We start from the raw sequence: 14,269 nt of genomic DNA on the forward strand, positions 1-14,269 counted from the left end.
TTGGAGCGGGAAACGAGACTCGAACTCGCGACCCCGACCTTGGCAAGGTCGTGCTCTACCAACTGAGCTATTCCCGCTCTGCGCACTCAACGAAATTCTTCATCGGTACGGGGTGCGCATTATACGAGAAATCCTTTCCCTCGCAAGCCCCTGAAAGCAAAAAATCGCGTTTTTTGTTTAAGTGCCGATTAAACCAACAAACCGGCGATTTAATCGGCAAAACGGCGCAATATTCTCTCCATACTCTCGCAATGCTCTGTTAATCCGAAAGTAAAAATAATTTGCGCCGCTGAGCCAGACAATCTTAATTCTGGATGAAGTGCTCGCGGTAATAGGCTAACTCAGCCACCGACTCACGGATGTCATCCAGCGCCTGATGGGTATTTTGCTTTTTAAATCCGCTCAGAATCTCCGGCTTCCAGCGACGAGCCAGCTCTTTCAACGTGCTGACATCCAGATAGCGATAGTGGAAGTAGGACTCCAGTTCAGGCATGTATTTGAACAGGAAGCGTCTGTCCTGCGCCACGCTGTTGCCACAAATTGGCGATTTACCCTCTGGCACCCACTGGCGCAAGAATTCAATGGTCTTCAACTGCGCGGCGTTATCATCAAAAGTACTGGCTTTCACGCGCTCAACCAGGCCGCTGCCGGTGTGGGTGCGCACATTCCACTCGTCCATCAGCGCCAGTTGGGCATCTGACTGGTGAACCGCCATGACGGGACCTTCGGCCAAAATGTTCAGGTTCGCGTCAGTGACCAGCGTTGCTATCTCAATGATGCGATCGCGTTCAGGGTCAAGTCCGGTCATTTCCAGATCGATCCAGATTAAGTTGCTGTCATTTCCTGCCATGTTATTTCCTGTTACCTGCCTGACGCGGGTGCTGTTACACCAACAATCAGAAGTTTATGAGAGACGCCTCGAGTAACCGCCGGCCAGCAACGGTTAATAAATACAAAATAGCTGGTATCATAGACGTTTTGGTCGCAACGAGCGATTAAAGCCAGTCAAGTGAGGCGCAGTGACTAAGTCAAAACTGTCTAAAGGGCAACAACGTCGCGTACAGACTAACCACCAGCGTCGTCTGAATCAGACCGACAAACGGAAAGAGCTGGACGACTCCCTGCATGGCGAACCGCAAGACGGCGTGGTGATCAGCCGTTTCGGGATGCATGCGGACGTTGAAGCGGCCGACGGCAGCCAACATCGCTGCAATATCCGCCGTACCATTCGTTCTCTGGTAACTGGCGACCGCGTCGTATGGCGCGCTGGCGAGAATACCAGTGTTAAAGGCATCGTCGAAGCCGTGCATGAACGCACTTCGGTGCTAACCCGTCCTGATTTCTACGACGGCGTAAAACCTATTGCCGCCAACATCGATCAGATTGTGATCGTCTCCGCCATTCTGCCGGAGCTGTCGTTAAACATTATCGACCGTTATCTGGTCGCCTGTGAAACGGTGGAAGTTGAGCCATTGATTGTGCTGAATAAAATTGACCTGCTTGATGATGAAGGTCGTAAATTTGTTCAGAGCATGATGGATATCTATCGTCGGATTAACTACCGCGTGCTTGAAGTGTCCAGCCAAACGGGTGAAGGCATGCCAGCCTTCGAAACGGCCCTGACCGACCGAATCAGCATCTTTGCCGGTCAGTCGGGCGTAGGTAAATCCAGCCTGCTCAACGCGCTGCTTCCGCCAGAAGAGAAACAGATTCTGGTTAACGAAGTGTCTGATAACTCAGGCCTTGGTCAGCACACCACTACCGCGGCGCGCCTGTACCACTTCCAGAAAGGCGGAGACGTTATCGACTCCCCGGGCGTGCGTGAATTTGGTCTGTGGCATCTGGCCCCAGAGCAGATCACCCAAGGCTTTGTGGAATTCCGCCCTTATATCGGCCACTGCAAGTTCCGCGACTGCAAACACGGCAGCGATCCAGGCTGTGCGATTCGCGACGCCGTAGACAAGGGTGAAATTGCCGAAGAGCGTTTCGACAACTACCACCGTATTCTGGAAAGTATGGCTGACGTAAAAACGCGTAAAAACTTCGATGACTTGTGATGGGTAACGGGTTGAATTAACAACCTATTGAGTGTCTGGCGGCTTCTTGCCGTGTTGAAGACATGATTTACCCTAGTTACAATCCGCGCCATCAACATGTCGCATCATCAACATGTTATCGCCATGACTTGATGCGGCACTTTGCCGCATCGTCGTGATTAGCGGCTTATGGCTCTCTGGCGGACTCCGCTCACCTTGAGCAACCTGCCTATTTTTTTGCGTGCCGAATGAATCGGCGCGATGACAACACCCCAAGAGGTTCCCCGTGCTGGACAGTATCAAAATCAAACTTCAATACTTACTTCCGAAACAAGGGCTGACCCGTCTTGCTGGCTGGGGCGCAGAAAAACGCGCTGCAACCCTGACTCATTGGGTTATCAAGGGCTTCGCACGTTTCTACAAAGTAGACATGAAAGAAGCCCAGAACCCAGACCTTAAATCCTATGCCACCTTCAACGAATTCTTTGTTCGCCCGCTGCGTGACGGCGCGCGCCCGGTCGTCAGTGGTTTGGATATGCTGGCACTGCCAGCCGACGGCGCGGTTAGCCAGTTGGGTGCCATTACTGACGGCAAACTGTTCCAAGCCAAAGGCCATTTCTACTCTCTGGAAGCTCTGCTAGCAGGCAATTACCAGCTGGCCGAGCAGTTCAAAGATGGCCATTTCGCCACCATCTATCTGGCCCCGCGCGACTATCACCGCGTGCATATGCCGTGCGACGGCACCCTGCGTGAAATGATTTACGTGCCGGGCGACTTGTTCTCCGTAAACCCCCTCACCGCCGCCAATGTGCCAAACTTGTTTGCACGTAACGAACGTGTGATTTGCCTGTTTGATACTGAATTCGGCCCAATGGTGCAGATTCTGGTCGGCGCCACCATTGTCGGCAGCATTGAAACCGTGTGGGCTGGCTGCGTGACGCCTCCGCGCGAAGGCATCATCAAGCGCTGGACTTACCCAGCGACGGGCGAAGAAGGGGCGATCACGCTGGAAAAAGGCCAAGAAATGGGCCGTTTCAAGCTGGGTTCAACCGTGATCAACCTGTTTGCGCCGGGCAAGATCACCTTCGTGCCACAGCTCAGCAATGGCACCGTGACCCGCATGGGCGGCGCATTTGCCGAAGGCGTGCGTCTGACAGCGGCCGCTCAGCCAGAGCCGGTCGCCGACGTGATGGTTGAAGCCGTAGTTGAAAAAGAAGTGACCCAAGAAGTGGTAGCAGAAAGTGAAGAACCTCAACCAGCGGGTATGGCTCAGGCCGGTGTCACCAAGCCAGCCACGCCGCCGGAAGAGATCTAACACCGTTCTCAGCCCCATTTTAAAAGGAAATATCGAGTGCGCCTGATACCTGCGTTACTGATGAGTTTATTGCTGGCCCTGCCGTTAATGTCTAGCGCAGCGCCGACGGAAGATCAGCTCAAACAAGATCTGAAGCAGGCCGAATCCAATAAGGAAATGGCCAATCAGGCGCAGGTTGTTGAAGCGTTACAGAATGCCCTTAACTGGTTGAGCGAAGCGCGGGCCTCCACGGGTCGCGCCAACCAATATCAGAAAGTGATCGATGATTTCCCTAAATTAACTCAGAGCCTGCGCCAGGATTTGCAGGCTCAGGGTGATTCTCCCCTGCCCGTCGACAGCGATATGACGGCGGCACAGCTCGACCAGCAGATTTTGCAGGTCAGTAGCCAGCTTTTGGAAGAAGCGCGCCAGCTAAGGCAGGAGCAGGATCGCTCGCGGGACATCAGCGACTCATTAAGCCAAATTCCCCAGCAGCAATCTGAAGCCCGCAACGCGCTGGCCGACATTGAACAGCGTCTGCAATCCACGACCAGCGACGGCAACTCTTCGTCGCTGGCTCAGGCACAGCTTAGCGCCCTGCAAGCCGAATCAGCGGCGCGCAAAGCCAAAGTGGACGAGTTAGAACTGGCCCAGCTCTCGGCCAATAACCGCCAAGAGCTGTCGAGAATGCGCGCCGATTTATATAAAAAGCGCCATGACCGCCTCGACCAGCAGCTGCAAACCCTGCGCAATAATCTCAACAGCCAGCGCCAGCGCGAAGCCGAGCAGGCACTGGAGAAAACCGAACAGCTGGCCGAGCAGAGTGGCGAGCTGCCTTCTTCCGTCACTAAGCAATTGCAGGCCAACCGCGAGCTGTCGCTGGCGCTCAACCAGCAAGCTCAGCGTATGGACCTAATTTCGTCCCAGCAGCGCCAGGCGGCGACGCAGACGCTACAGGTGCGTCAGGCACTCAGCACCATTCGCGAACAGGCCCAGTGGCTTGGGGCGTCGAATTTGCTGGGGGAAACGCTGCGCGCGCAGGTCGCCAAGCTGCCTGAAATGCCAAAACCTCAGCAACTCGACCGCGATATGGCCGAGCTGCGCGTTCAACGTCTGCATTACGAAGACCTGTTAGACAAGCAGTCCAGCTTCAGTCAGGCACTACAGGATGACGGCTCTAAGCTGACCTCGGCCCAGCAAAAGATTCTGGATGCCCAGCTGCGCACCCAGCGTGACCTGCTCAACTCCCTGCTATCCGGCTGTGATTCGCAAATCCTTGAGCTGACCAAGCTGAAAGTGGCAAACGGCCAGTTGGTCGAAGCCCTAAATGATATCCACGAAGCCGCGCACCGCTATTTGTTCTGGGTCGCCGATGTCAGCCCAATTACCTTTGCCTATCCGATTCAGCTGGCGCACGACCTGACCCGCCTGCTGTCACTGGATACCCTCTCCCAGCTGAGCAGCGCCTTTATGATGATGGTGACCAGCCGCGAGACGCTGATCCCACTGTTCGCGGCGCTGATTCTGGTTATTGTTAGTATCAGCTCGCGCCGCCACTACTACGCGTTCCTTGAGCGCGCCAGCAGCCGCGTGGGCAAGGTGACGCAAGACCAGTTCTCGCTGACGCTGCGTACCGTCTTCTGGTCGATTCTGGTCGCCCTGCCGCTGCCGGTGCTGTGGGCGGCGCTGGGTTTTGGCCTGCAAAGCGCCTGGCCCTACCCCATCGCGGTGGCGATTGGCGACGGCGTGACCGCCACCCTGCCGATTCTGTGGGCCTTTATGATCAGTGCCGCCTTGGCGCACCCGCAGGGCTTGTTCATTACTCACTTTGGCTGGTCTCAGCGCGCTGTTTCGCGGGCCATGCGTTATTACATGATGTCCATCTGGCTCATCGTGCCGCTGATCATGGCGCAGATAACCTTCACCAATCTTAACGACCGCGAGTTTTCCAACACCCTTGGGCGGCTGTGCTTCGTCCTGCTCTGTCTGGCCCTCTATCTGGTGACCCATAGCCTGAAACGCGCCGGCATTCCGCTGTATCTGGACAAGAAAGGCAATGGCGAAAATGCCGTGAACAATGCCCTGTGGTGGATGCTGCTGGGCGCGCCGCTGCTTGCCGCCCTGTTCTCGCTGCTGGGCTATCTGACGACGGCGCAGGCGCTGCTGGCAAGGCTTGAAACCTCGGTGGCTATCTGGTTCGTGCTGCTGGTGATTTACCATATTATCCGCCGCTGGATGCTTATCCAGCGCCGACGCATCGCCTTTGAACGCGCCAAGCAGCGCCGCGCTGAGATGCTAAGCCAGCGCGCCCGTGGTGAAGAAGAGTCGCAGCAGTCGAGCAATGAAGGGGCGATTGAGATCGAAGAGCCGGTGGTGGATCTGGATGCGATCAGCGCCCAGTCGCTGCGTCTGGTGCGTTCGATCCTGACCATGATTGCCTTTGTGCTGGTGATCTTCCTCTGGTCGGAAATCCACTCGGCGTTCTCCTTCCTGGAAAACATCCACCTGTGGCAAGTCTCCTCGGTGGTGCAAGGGGTTGAGAGCATGCAGCCGATCACCCTCGGCGCAGTGCTGATCGCCATTCTGGTGCTGATCATCACCACCCAGTTGGTGCGTAACTTACCGGCGCTGCTGGAGCTGGCGCTGCTGCAACACTTGGATCTCACGCCGGGCACCGGCTATGCCATCCTGACCATCACTAAGTACGTGCTGCTGATCATCGGCGGCGTCAGCGCCTTCTCCCTGCTAGGGATCGAGTGGGCCAAGCTCCAGTGGCTGATCGCCGCGCTGGGTGTGGGTTTGGGCTTTGGTTTACAAGAGATCTTCGCCAACTTTATCTCAGGCCTGATCATCTTGTTTGAGAAACCGATCCGCATCGGCGACACCGTCACCATCCGTAACCTGACGGGCAGCATCACTAAGATCAACACTCGCGCGACCACCATCGCGGACTGGGACCGCAAAGAGATTATCGTTCCTAACAAAGCCTTTATCACCGAGCAGTTCATCAACTGGTCGCTATCAGACTCTGTTACCCGCGTAGTGTTAACCGTTCCGGCACCGGCGGAAGCCAACAGTGCGGAAGTCACTGAGATCTTGCTCAACGCTGCGCATCGCTGCCAGCTGGTGCTGGATAACCCAGCGCCGGAAGTCTATCTGGTTGATTTGCAACAGGGGATTCAGATTTTCGAGCTGCGTATGCACGCCGCTGAAATGGCCCACCGTATGCCGCTGCGCCATGAGATCCACCAGCTGATTCTCGCTGGCTTCCACGAGCACGGCATCATCCTGCCATTCCCACCTTTCCAGGTGCGGATGGAGACGCTGCGTCGGGCGCAAAATGGCAGTAATGCCACTTTCACCACCTCGAGCGGCAACTCGATGACCAGCAACAGTTCACGCTCGCCGGGCGATTTATAAGCCCGTCTTGATGCCACGAAAAAGGCCAGCAATCTGCATTGCTGGCCTTTTTTATTGCCTATCCGGAAGCTGCGCCTTTTAGGCTCTCATCACCGGGAAGGCCAAAATTTCACTCAGGCTATCCGCGCCAAGTGCAATCATGATCAAACGGTCAACCCCCAGCGCCACGCCAGAGCACTCTGGCATGCCGTGCTGCAACGCGCCCAACAGATTATGGTCGATAGGCTGCACCGGCAGGCCACGGGCCGCGCGCTTGCGATTATCCTGCTCGAATCGTTGCTGCTGCTCGCGTCCGTCAGTCAACTCGCGGAAACCGTTCGCCAACTCCACGCCTTTGTAATAAACCTCAAAACGCTCGGCTACGCGGTGATCTTCCGTGCTGATCTCTGCCAGAGAGGCCTGCGTCGCCGGGAAGTGATACACAAAAGTCGGCTTATCGCGGCCAATGTGCGGCTCCACGCCCATGGTGAACAGCAGTTGCAGCAAGGTATCGCGGTCTTCTTCGGTATCCGCAATATTGGATAAATCCAGTTTCGCCGCCGCTTCACGCAGTTGGGCCTTGTCGGCCGACAGCGGGTCGACGTCCAAATGGCGGGTGAAAGCCTGCTGATAGGAGAGTGTCTCAGCCGACTCGCAGTCCAGCACCTGCTGCAACAGGTCATCAACCTCGTTCATCAGGCGATACATGTCATAGCGCGGGCGATACCACTCCAGCATGGTGAACTCGGGGTTATGATGACGCCCGGCTTCCTCGTTGCGGAAGCTTTTGCCCATCTGATAGATCGGGCCACTGCCCGCCGCCAGCAGGCGCTTCATGTGATATTCCGGGCTGGTCATCAGATAGAGCGTCATGCCATCGGCCGCGCCAGGGCCAACAAAGCGCGTCTCGAAAGGCACCAGATGAATATCCGTGACCGTCGCCTGGCTCATCGCCGGGGTTTCTACTTCTAATACGCCACGATCAGCGAAAAAACGTCGAATCTCGGCAATGATTGCCGCGCGCTTCAACAAATTGGCGATAGGAGCACTGGGTTGCCAGCTTGCTGTTTCGCTCATGGTGCTTAACTCCGAAGTTCAAAAGGGGGTGCAGTCTACCCGTATACACAGAGGCAAACAAATATCTCATTCTGTGTCATAAAACAGCAACAGAAGTTATAGAAAGCCAAAAATCAGCGTTCACATCAAATTTCAGCTACTCCTCTTTAGGTATAATTAAACCCACACAAATAATAAGAATATATAGCTCTGAGCCAGAGCCTGCATGCCATCAGAGTCAACAAGGCCATCATAAATGTTGGCTTTTCAACAGGCTAAGACGCCTGACACATGATGATAGTGGAGGAATGCAGTGCAAACCTTTAACGCCGACATTGTAATAGTAGGTGCAGGTGGCGCGGGTTTACGCGCGGCCATAGCTGCAGCAGAAGCCAATCCCAGCCTCAACATTGCGCTGATATCGAAAGTTTATCCAATGCGAAGCCACACAGTGGCTGCCGAAGGGGGCTCCGCCGCCGTAACTCAGGATCATGACAGCTTTGCCTATCACTTTCAGGATACCGTTTCCGGGGGTGACTGGCTGTGTGAGCAAGACGTCGTTGACCATTTCGTCCACCAATGCCCAGAGGAGATGGCCCAGCTCGAAATTTGGGGCTGCCCGTGGAGTCGCAAAGACGATGGCTCCATCAACGTGCGGCGCTTCGGCGGAATGAAAATAGAACGCACCTGGTTCGCTGCTGATAAAACCGGTTTCCATATCCTCCACACTCTGTTCCAAACCTCCCTCAAATATCCACAAATCAAACGCTTCGACGAACATTTCGTCCTCGACATCCTGGTCGACGACGGCCGGGTACACGGCGTGGTCGCTATCAATATGATGGAAGGCCAAAAGGTGCAAATTCGCGCCAACGCGGTGGTGATGGCCACCGGCGGAGCCGGCCGCGTATACCGCTATAACACCAACGGCGGCATTGTGACTGGCGACGGCATGGGCATGGCGCTGCACCACGGCATCCCGCTACGCGACATGGAGTTTGTGCAGTATCACCCGACCGGCCTGCCCGGCTCCGGCATTTTGATGACCGAAGGCTGTCGCGGCGAAGGCGGCATTCTTATCAACAAAGAGGGCTACCGCTACTTGCAGGACTACGGTATGGGGCCGGAAACGCCACTCGGCGAGCCGAAGAACAAATATATGGAACTCGGCCCGCGCGACAAGGTGTCTCAGGCCTTCTGGCATGAATGGCGAGCAGGAAGAACCGAGTCCACGCCGCGCGGTGACGTGGTTTATCTCGACCTGCGCCATCTGGGTGAGAAAAAACTGCGCGAACGCCTGCCGTTTATCTGTGAATTAGCCAAAGCCTATGTCGGCGTCGACCCGATCAACGAACCCATCCCGGTTCGCCCGACCGCGCACTACACCATGGGCGGCATTGAAACCAACGCCCAGTGCGAAACCCGCATCAAAGGGCTGTTTGCCGTCGGCGAATGCTCGTCGGTTGGCCTGCACGGCGCCAATCGCCTCGGCTCTAACTCTCTGGCGGAACTGGTGGTATTTGGCCGCATGGCGGGGGAACAAGCTGCGCTGCGCGCCACGGAGTCCGTTTCTATCGCCAACAGCGCCGCGCTGGATGCACAGGTGGCTGACATCGAAAAACGCCTACAGGCGCTGATGGCGCAGGAAGGCGATGAAAGCTGGGCGACAATCCGCGACGAAATGGGCATGTCGATGGAAGAAGGCTGCGGCATCTACCGCACGCCGGAATTAATGCAGAAAACCATCGATAAGCTGGCCGAGTTAAAACAGCGCTACAAACGGATAAAAATCAAAGACACCTCAAGCGTGTTCAACACAGACCTGCTCTACACGCTGGAGCTGGGCTATGGCTTGGACGTGGCGGAATGCATGGCGCACTCGGCTTTCCACCGCAAAGAGTCCCGCGGCGCGCACCAGCGCCTTGACGAAGGCTGCACGCAGCGTGATGACGAGAACTTCCTCAAACACACGCTGGCCTTTTATCAGCCGGACGCCGCGCCGCGTCTCGAGTACGGCGATGTGAAAATCACCACGCTGCCACCGGCCAAGCGCGTTTACGGCGGTGAGTCAGACGCTCAGGATAAAAAAGATAAGGAGCAATCCCATGGCTGAAATGAAAAGCCGCAAGGTTGAGATCATGCGTTATAACCCGGAAACCGACAACGCGCCGCATCCGTTGATTTATGACGTGCCTTTCGATGAAACCACCTCGCTGCTGGATGCCCTCGGCTACATTAAAGATCACCTTGCAGCCGACCTCTCCTATCGCTGGTCGTGCCGCATGGCTATCTGCGGCTCGTGCGGCATGATGGTCAATCGGGTGCCCAAGCTGGCCTGTAAAACCTTCCTGCGCGAATACCCGGAAGGCATGCAAATTGCCGCCTTGGGCAACTTCCCGATCGAGCGCGATTTGGTGGTCGACATGACTCATTTCATCGAAAGTCTGGAAGCCATCAAGCCCTATATCATCGGCAACTCGCGTGACGCCAACCAAGGTCCGGGCAACCAAACGCCGGCCCAGATGGAGAAATATCACCAGTTCTCCGGCTGCATCAACTGTGGCCTGTGCTATGCCGCCTGCCCGCAGTTTGGCCTCAACCCTGAGTTCATCGGCCCGGCGGCGATCACGCTGGCGCATCGCTACAATCTGGACAATCGCGACCACGGTAAGGCGCAGCGAATGCCGCAGCTCAACGGCCAAAACGGCGTCTGGAGCTGTACCTTTGTCGGCTATTGCTCGGAAGTCTGCCCGAAACATGTCGACCCCGCCGCGGCTATCCAACAGGGCAAAGTGGAAAGCTCGAAAGACTTCATGATTGCGAGGCTCAGACCGCAATGAGGGAACAAAATATGCTGAATACGCCAAGTAAAAGAAAGCCTTACACGCCAGAGATGAAAGCTAACTGGTGGCATAAATCCGGGTTTTACCGTTTCTACATGTTGCGCGAAGGAACGGCGGTGCCTGCCGTTTGGTTTAGCCTGCTGCTGCTGGCGGGGGTTTTCTCATTGAAGCACGGCGCAGAGAGCTGGGCGACCTATGTGGCTTTCCTGCAACATCCGGTGGTACTGCTGATTAACCTGATTGCCCTGCTCGCGGCGCTTTTGCACACCAAAACCTGGTTCGAATTAGCGCCCAAGGCGTCAATTATTATCGTCAAAAACCAGAAGATGGGACCAGAGCCGATTATTGGGGCTTTTTGGGCTATCACCGGCATCGCGACAGTGGTGATTTTGACCCTCGCGCTACTTTATTAATGGGAGGAGATGATGAATAAAACTCTGCCAAAACGTTCTGACGAGCCGGTCTTTTGGGGGCTGTTCGGCGCGGGCGGTATGTGGAGCGCGATTTTTGCGCCGGTGATGATCCTATTGGTTTGCTTCCTGCTGCCTTTAGGCTTTTTCCCCGGCGACGCGCTGAGCTATCCGCGCGTGCTCGCCTTCGCGCAAAGCTGGATCGGCCGTCTGTTCCTGCTGCTGATGATCGTTCTGCCGCTGTGGTGCGGTTTGCATAGGATCCACCACGCGATGCATGATCTAAAAATTCACATCCCTGCCGGGAAATGGATTTTTTACGGTCTGGCGACCATTCTGAGCATTGTGACGCTGATCGTGCTGATTCGACTCTGATCTTAATAGGTTTTCCTCTTCACGGCCCGCCTTTCGGGCCGTTTATCCTCTCGAAGCATTATCCCTTTCTCGCATTTCTACCTACACTTAGCACAGGCATCTAAGGAAAGTAGGTTTATGAAAATCTGGTCAAAATTGAGCGTGTTAGCAACGGCAGTCATGTCGGTTGCCTGTAGCGTGACGCCGCCCGCTGACGTCAAAGTGGTCAACAATTTCGAGTTAACGCGTTATTTGGGGACCTGGTACGAAATTGCCCGGCTGGACCACAGTTTTGAAAGTGGTTTGGAGCAGGTCACGGCGAACTACAGTCTGCGTGACGATGGCGGCGTGAAGGTAATTAATCGCGGCTATAACATTAAAAAGCAGAAGTGGCAGCAGAGTGAAGGCAAAGGCTATTTCACCGGGCCAACCTCGCGCGCGGCGCTTAAAGTCTCCTTCTTCGGCCCGTTCTATGGCGGTTACAACGTGATTGAGCTGGATAAAGATTACCAGTACGCGCTGGTCTGCGGCCCGAATAAGAGCTATCTGTGGATCTTGTCACGCACGCCGCAGCTGAGTGATGGCGTCAGGGAGAAACTGCTCAATACCGCGCAGGAATATGGCTTTGACACGCACCAGCTTGTTTGGGTGAATCAGCCTTAAGAGAGAATACTGCCTGCTCATGAGATGCAGGCAGTATCAGCAAACTGCATTAGGAAGCGCTACGCGAGGTTACTGCGTGCTTTTTTGGATAGCCTGGCCGCCAGCAGAGATATCTTCGCCTACCCCACGAGTGGTGTTACAGGCCGTCAGAGCACTGGAGAGAACCAAAACAGACAAAAGGGTGAGAATACTTTTCTTCAGCATATAAATTTCCTTCCTATAAGAGAATGTAAAGTACGACCACTTAAGTGTAGTTAAAAAATAACAATGCGGGATTATGCGGGGAAATTTTCGGAAAGATTGAAACTTAAGGCTAAAAAGCCACAAGCCTGCGCGCAAGCTTTAGGTGTGTCGAGAGATAGCGCCACCCAGATGTTGAATATCTTCACCAAAACCATGCACGGTATTACAGCCCGCCAACAGGCCAAGCGCCATGACCGAAACCACGATAAACAATATTCTTTTCAACATTGCAGCCGTAATCCAATGAGGCAAGTGATGCAAAGAAAGTCACGGCAGGGGTTAGCCTGCCGCAGCTTTCGCCAACGTTATGTCGCTATCGACTTACTTAACGCGGGAGACGTATTCGCCAGAGCGGGTGTCAACGCGGACAACTTCGCCAATCTGTACGAAGAGTGGAACCTTAACTACGGCGCCAGTGCTCAGGGTCGCAGGCTTACCGCCGGTACCCGCAGTATCACCTTTCAGACCTGGGTCAGTATCAGTGATTTCAGCTTCAATGAAGTTCGGTGGCTGAACGGCGATAGGACGACCGTCCCACAGAGTCACGATACATTCCGCGTTGTCTTGCAGCCATTTTGCCGCGTCAGCAACGGTTTTCTCTTCAACACCGTGCTGCTCGAAAGTCTCAGGGTGCATGAAGTGGAAGAACTCACCGTCGTTGTACAGGTAAGTCATGTTGGTATCTACAACGTCTGCACCTTCGCAAGAGTCGGTAGATTTGAAGGTTTTCTCAACACGAGAACCGGTCAGCAGGCGACGCATTTTAACGCGTGCGAAAGCCTGGCCCTTGCCTGGTTTTACGAATTCACTGGATTCGATCGCGTATGGTTCGCTTTCGAACATGATTTTAAGACCCGGACGGAAATCGTTGCTAGAATAAGTCGCCATAATGGCCCTCTAATTTTAAACTGGTATTAGCCAAAAAAATGGCAAACATTGTAACCCTAAACGCGCCATTTAGAGAAGATTGGTTGCATCAACTCGGCGATGTTATTACAGACCCGGATGAACTGCTTACTCTTCTGGCACTTAACAATAATGCAGAACTGCAAACAGGGCATGAAGCCCGTCGTTTGTTCCCGCTACGCGTTCCGCGCGCCTTTGTTGCACGCATGCAACCGGGCGATCCGCACGATCCTTTACTGCTGCAGGTACTGACCGCGCGCGAAGAGTTTATCGCCGCGCCGGGCTTCACCACGGACCCTCTGGATGAACAACGTAGTGTCGTCCCAGGGCTATTGCACAAGTACAGTAACCGCGCGCTATTGCTGGTGAAAGGCGGTTGCGCGGTGAATTGCCGCTACTGCTTCCGCCGCCATTTTCCTTATCAGGAAAACCAGGGAAATAAAGCCAACTGGGTTCAGGCGCTGGATTATATCCGCTCACACCCTGAACTCGATGAAATTATTTTCTCGGGTGGTGATCCTTTGATGGCAAAAGATCACGAACTTGACTGGTTGATCACAGAACTGGAAGCCATTGGCCACATTAAACGCCTGCGAATTCACACTCGTTTGCCGGTGGTTATCCCTGCGCGCATCACGCCAAGATTGTGCCAGCGCCTGAGCGAATCGCGCCTGCAAGTGCTGATGGTGACGCACATCAATCACGCTAATGAGATTGATGACGAGTTCCGCGCTGGCATTGCCGAGCTGAAAAAAGCCGGCGTGACCCTGCTTAACCAAAGCGTGCTGCTGCGTGGCGTCAATGATTGCGCTGATACGCTGGCGGCGTTGAGCAACGCGCTGTTCGACAGCGGCATCATGCCCTACTACATCCACGTGCTGGATAAGGTTCAGGGCGCGGCGCATTTCATGGTGGATGACGATGAAGCACGCGTCATCATGAAAGGGCTGATGAGCAAGGTATCGGGCTATATGGTGCCGAAGCTGACCCGCGAAATTGGCGGTGAGCCGAGCAAAACCATCTTAGACCTACGCCTCAAACAGTCCTGATTTCTTCTGACAGACC

General features: G+C 54.9%; 14 protein-coding genes and 1 tRNA gene. 9 read left to right on the forward strand and 6 right to left on the reverse strand.

Annotated features, from left to right (window positions below; genetic code table 11):
- Position 1: 1 nt before the first annotated feature.
- Together SBO83_RS20770 and orn are read right to left on the reverse strand one after the other, a co-directional pair.
- Positions 2-77, reverse strand: a tRNA-Gly gene (locus tag SBO83_RS20770).
- Between the two features lie 227 nt (positions 78-304).
- Positions 305-850, reverse strand: a complete 546-nt coding sequence (orn, locus tag SBO83_RS20775; RefSeq protein WP_034795138.1) for an oligoribonuclease — start codon at positions 848-850, stop codon at positions 305-307.
- 169 nt (positions 851-1,019) lie between these two features.
- Here orn and rsgA point away from each other — a divergent pair, with 169 nt between their 5' ends.
- The 3 genes from rsgA to mscM all read left to right on the forward strand — a co-directional run bounded on the left by rsgA (position 1,020) and on the right by mscM (position 6,750).
- Complete coding sequence (gene rsgA, locus SBO83_RS20780; protein WP_396132787.1) at positions 1,020-2,057, forward strand: small ribosomal subunit biogenesis GTPase RsgA; 1,038 nt, start codon at positions 1,020-1,022, stop codon at positions 2,055-2,057.
- A 265-nt stretch (positions 2,058-2,322) separates the two neighbouring features.
- On the forward strand, positions 2,323-3,351 hold the full coding sequence (gene asd, locus SBO83_RS20785; protein ID WP_396132788.1) for an archaetidylserine decarboxylase: 1,029 nt from the start codon (positions 2,323-2,325) through the stop codon (positions 3,349-3,351).
- A gap of 36 nt (positions 3,352-3,387) precedes the next feature.
- Positions 3,388-6,750 carry a miniconductance mechanosensitive channel MscM gene (gene mscM / locus SBO83_RS20790; protein ID WP_396132789.1) on the forward strand — a complete coding sequence of 1,121 codons (3,363 nt, stop codon included), beginning with the start codon at positions 3,388-3,390 and terminating at the stop codon, positions 6,748-6,750.
- A gap of 78 nt (positions 6,751-6,828) precedes the next feature.
- Here mscM and epmA read toward each other — a convergent pair whose 3' ends face one another.
- Positions 6,829-7,806 (reverse strand): elongation factor P--(R)-beta-lysine ligase, encoded by a 978-nt coding sequence (gene epmA / locus SBO83_RS20795; protein ID WP_353500634.1) that lies wholly within the window; start codon positions 7,804-7,806, stop codon positions 6,829-6,831.
- Positions 7,807-8,098: 292 nt separating this feature from the next.
- Here epmA and frdA point away from each other — a divergent pair, with 292 nt between their 5' ends.
- The 5 genes from frdA (at position 8,099) to blc (ending at position 12,055) form a co-directional block, all read left to right on the forward strand.
- Positions 8,099-9,898, forward strand: a complete 1,800-nt coding sequence (gene frdA, locus SBO83_RS20800; RefSeq protein ID WP_396132790.1) for a fumarate reductase (quinol) flavoprotein subunit — start codon at positions 8,099-8,101, stop codon at positions 9,896-9,898.
- Positions 9,891-10,625, forward strand: coding sequence for a succinate dehydrogenase/fumarate reductase iron-sulfur subunit (locus SBO83_RS20805; RefSeq protein ID WP_396132791.1), 735 nt, complete (start codon positions 9,891-9,893; stop codon positions 10,623-10,625). The genes frdA and SBO83_RS20805 overlap by 8 nt, the downstream gene beginning before the upstream one ends.
- Positions 10,626-10,636: 11 nt before the next feature.
- Positions 10,637-11,041 (forward strand): fumarate reductase subunit FrdC, encoded by a 405-nt coding sequence (gene frdC / locus SBO83_RS20810; RefSeq protein ID WP_396132792.1) that lies wholly within the window; start codon positions 10,637-10,639, stop codon positions 11,039-11,041.
- Between the two features lie 12 nt (positions 11,042-11,053).
- Entirely contained in the window at positions 11,054-11,413 is a 360-nt protein-coding gene (gene frdD / locus SBO83_RS20815; protein WP_396132800.1) for a fumarate reductase subunit FrdD, read from the forward strand.
- A 117-nt stretch (positions 11,414-11,530) separates the two neighbouring features.
- Positions 11,531-12,055, forward strand: coding sequence for an outer membrane lipoprotein Blc (gene blc / locus SBO83_RS20820; protein ID WP_353500629.1), 525 nt, complete (start codon positions 11,531-11,533; stop codon positions 12,053-12,055).
- 69 nt (positions 12,056-12,124) lie between these two features.
- Here blc and SBO83_RS20825 read toward each other — a convergent pair whose 3' ends face one another.
- The 3 genes from SBO83_RS20825 to efp form a co-directional block, all read right to left on the reverse strand.
- On the reverse strand, positions 12,125-12,259 hold the full coding sequence (locus SBO83_RS20825) for an entericidin A/B family lipoprotein (protein ID WP_353500628.1): 135 nt from the start codon (positions 12,257-12,259) through the stop codon (positions 12,125-12,127).
- A gap of 138 nt (positions 12,260-12,397) precedes the next feature.
- Positions 12,398-12,526, reverse strand: coding sequence for an entericidin A/B family lipoprotein (locus tag SBO83_RS20830; protein WP_034795109.1), 129 nt, complete (start codon positions 12,524-12,526; stop codon positions 12,398-12,400).
- A 93-nt stretch (positions 12,527-12,619) separates the two neighbouring features.
- Positions 12,620-13,186 carry an elongation factor P gene (efp, locus tag SBO83_RS20835; protein ID WP_034795106.1) on the reverse strand — a complete coding sequence of 189 codons (567 nt, stop codon included), beginning with the start codon at positions 13,184-13,186 and terminating at the stop codon, positions 12,620-12,622.
- Between the two features lie 38 nt (positions 13,187-13,224).
- On the opposite strand from efp, the gene epmB reads away from it, so the two are divergent.
- Positions 13,225-14,253 (forward strand): EF-P beta-lysylation protein EpmB, encoded by a 1,029-nt coding sequence (gene epmB / locus SBO83_RS20840; protein WP_353500627.1) that lies wholly within the window; start codon positions 13,225-13,227, stop codon positions 14,251-14,253.
- Positions 14,254-14,269: the final 16 nt, after the last annotated feature.

Origin of the sequence: Ewingella allii (assembly GCF_044430645.1) — a bacterium.
GTDB lineage: Bacteria > Pseudomonadota > Gammaproteobacteria > Enterobacterales > Enterobacteriaceae > Ewingella > Ewingella allii.